Raw genomic sequence first — 3,146 nt, 5'->3', positions numbered from 1 at the left:
CGCGAAGGAAGTAGGTATACGAAAAGCGATTGGTTCCCTGCGAAACCAGTTGATCAAGCAGTTTTTAACCGAGTCTTTACTGGTCGTTTCGTTTTCATTCATAATATCATTGATCTGTACCTTTCTGATGTTGCCATTTTTCAATCAAATAGCAGAAAAGAAAATGGAGATTCCATTTACAAATCCCTTTTTCTGGTTATTGGGCATTGGATTTACTCTGATAACGGGGTTTATTGCAGGAAGCTACCCGGCATTTTATTTATCTTCTTTCAAACCCGTTAAAGTATTAAAAGGAACTTTTCGTGCAGGACGTTTTACTTCTATCCCGAGAAAAGTTTTAGTGGTACTTCAGTTTACAGTGTCAATCACATTAATTATTGGAGTTACCATCGTCTACAGGCAAATTCAACTCGGTAAAGACCGGCCTGTTGGTTATATAAGGAAAGGATTGATTACGGTCAGGACGCCTACTGATGAAATACATGATCATATTGAAACGGTGCGCCAGGAGTTAAAAAGATCTGGTGCTATAACAGAGATTGCAGAAACAGTCAACCCAGTTACGATGCTTGGTTTTGCTTCAAATGGTTTTCAATGGAATAACAAACCGGCTGATCCGAACTTCTGGATCGGTGTGGCATATATAACTCCTGAATATGGAAAAACGATCGGCTGGCAGATCATTGATGGAAGGGACCTCTCCAGGGAATTTGCAACGGATTCTTCTGCCATGATCCTGAATGAGAGTATGGTAAAGTATATGGGATTGAAAAAACCAGTTGGTACTGTCATTAAGCAAACGATATTTGGGAAAACCACTTCGTATACCGTAGTAGGTGTAGTAAAAGATATGTTGCAGCAATCACCCTACAGACAGGTTAAAGAGACGGTGTATATCCCAGACAACGAAAAAACATACAATGTTGGCATCAGGCTGAATCCGCAAATGAGCACAAGCACTGCACTTGGTAAAATTGAAAAAGTTTTTAAACAATTTGCTCCGGAAACCCCATTTGAATATAAATTTATTGATAGTGAATATGCCAGAAAATTTGGTGATGAAGAACGCGTAAGTAAACTGGCAGGTGCGTTTGCGATGCTTGCTATTTTCATCAGTTGTCTCGGCTTGTTCGGCATGGCATCCTTTGTTGCCGAGCAACGCACCAAAGAAATTGGTGTGAGGAAAGTGCTTGGTGCATCGGTGATGAATTTGTGGCGGTTATTATCAAAAGATTTTGTGGCGCTCGTTATCATTTCCCTGCTCATCTCAACACCATTGGCCTATTATTTTATGCACAGATGGCTTCAGAATTACCAGTTACAAACAGAAATTTCCTGGTGGATTTTTGCAGCGGCTGGCTCGGGAGCTATATTAATCACCCTATTAACCGTAGGCTATCAAAGCATTAAAGCGGCATTGGTGAATCCGGTAACCAGCCTACGCTCAGAGTGAGCTTCGGCTGGCGATGCCTTTATTGAACTTTTATTTCTCCGACTCGTTATAATGATTATTCCACTTATCCATTTCAATGATCACAAAGGAAATTACTATTGCAGCCGGCGGTAAGAATCCGTTGACAGTAAACCGTTTCGGTTATGGTACCATGCGACTCACTGGAGAAGGTATCTGGGGTGAACCGAAGAACCGTCCGGAGGCCTTGCAGATATTGAAATCTTGCATCTCCAGCGGTATTCAGTTTATAGATACGGCCGACTATTATGGCGATGACATTACGAACAGACTCATTGCAGAAGCCCTGTATCCCTATCCTTCGGATCTGGTCATTTGTACCAAGGTCGGTTGTACCAGGAAGCCGGATAAAAGTTGGATTACATATAACCGCCCTGATCAACTACGTGCCAGTATCGACAGGAACCTTCACACACTCAAACTGGAGCAGATCACACTGGTTCATTTCAGGGTGATTGCAGGTGGCGTTCCCTTCAAAGAATCGATGGATGCGATGTTTCAATTACAAAAAGAAGGAAAAATATTACACCTCGGCGTGAGCAACGTAAACACTGATGAGTTGGATACGGCCATGTCCATGGGTTCCATTGCCACAGTCGAAAATATGTATGGTCATGGTCAGCGAATTAGTTTCAATTTTCCTCATGGAGGTGAAAACAGAGGCGGCGAAGTACTGGATACCTGCGAGAAAAACGGTATTCCTTTCGTACCCTTTTTTTCGTTGGTCCAATCTATGCCAAAAAAGGATGATCGTATTTCAACGATCGCAAAAAAATACAAAGCCACAGAAGCGCAGATAAATCTAACCTGGTTGTTACACCGTTCCCCCTGGATTTTACCGATTCCCGGAACCTCTTCCCTGAAACATTTTGAAGAAAATCTACAGTCCGCCGAAATAGAGTTAACCAAAGAAGATATGATTTTTCTCGACTAATCTCATCTTGCCATTTTGATACAGTCACCAACCCAAACCGAACAGAAAATGTATCACAACCGGTCAATGCAAAAACAACTCCTGTTTTATGATATTGATTAACAAGAATATAATTTATGGAATATTATTGGTGATGCATCGTATATAAACCAAAACGGTCATTGCCATGCTGTATAACTATTTCAAAATTGCCTGGAAGAATATTTTAAAGTCCAGGGGACTCAGTGTAATAAACATTTTCGGATTGGCCATCGGCATCAGCGCCAGTTTGGCCATCTGGTTTATCCTTCAACACGAACTGAGTTATGATACATTTCATCCCGACAGAAACCGGATCTTCCGATTGGTTTCTGATTTTGGTGGAACGGGGGACCACCGCTACAGCCCTGCAGTCCCTATGCCCACTGCGGCCGAGGCGAAAGAGAAGCTAACAGGTATCGAGACCATCACCTGTTTTCATAATTATAATGCAACGGTTACCATTCCCAATCACGGCGCTGAACCCAGGCAATTTCCCAAAGTGTCCGACGCAGAAAATAACAACAATTTGATATTCGCTGCACCGGAGTATTTTAAAATCTTCAATTATCAGTGGCTTGTAGGCAATCCGGCTTCTGCATTAACAGAACCTTACCGGGTAGTGCTTTCCACTCGAGAGGCACTTAAATATTTTGGCAGCTCAGACTGGGAGAACCTCATCGGCAAACAGGTGATCTATGATGATACCATTAAAACAACCGT

At 42.2% G+C, this 3,146-nt stretch carries 3 protein-coding genes; all 3 read left to right on the top strand.

What is annotated here, in order from left to right:
* On the top strand, positions 1-1,453 hold a 1,453-nt coding region (locus tag VNZ46_RS23810), incomplete at its 5' end, for an ABC transporter permease (RefSeq protein WP_325563287.1).
* 76 nt (positions 1,454-1,529) lie between these two features.
* Positions 1,530-2,405, top strand: a complete 876-nt coding sequence (locus VNZ46_RS23805; RefSeq protein ID WP_325563285.1) for an aldo/keto reductase — start codon at positions 1,530-1,532, stop codon at positions 2,403-2,405.
* A 166-nt stretch (positions 2,406-2,571) separates the two neighbouring features.
* Positions 2,572-3,146, top strand: a 575-nt coding sequence (locus VNZ46_RS23800; RefSeq protein WP_325563283.1) for an ABC transporter permease, incomplete at its 3' end; no start/stop codon positions are given.

The organism is Pedobacter sp., from assembly GCF_035566355.1.
GTDB lineage: Bacteria > Bacteroidota > Bacteroidia > Sphingobacteriales > Sphingobacteriaceae > Pedobacter.
The sequence above is the reverse complement of the archived record's forward strand: the minus strand, read 5'-3'. Positions and strand labels throughout refer to the sequence as shown.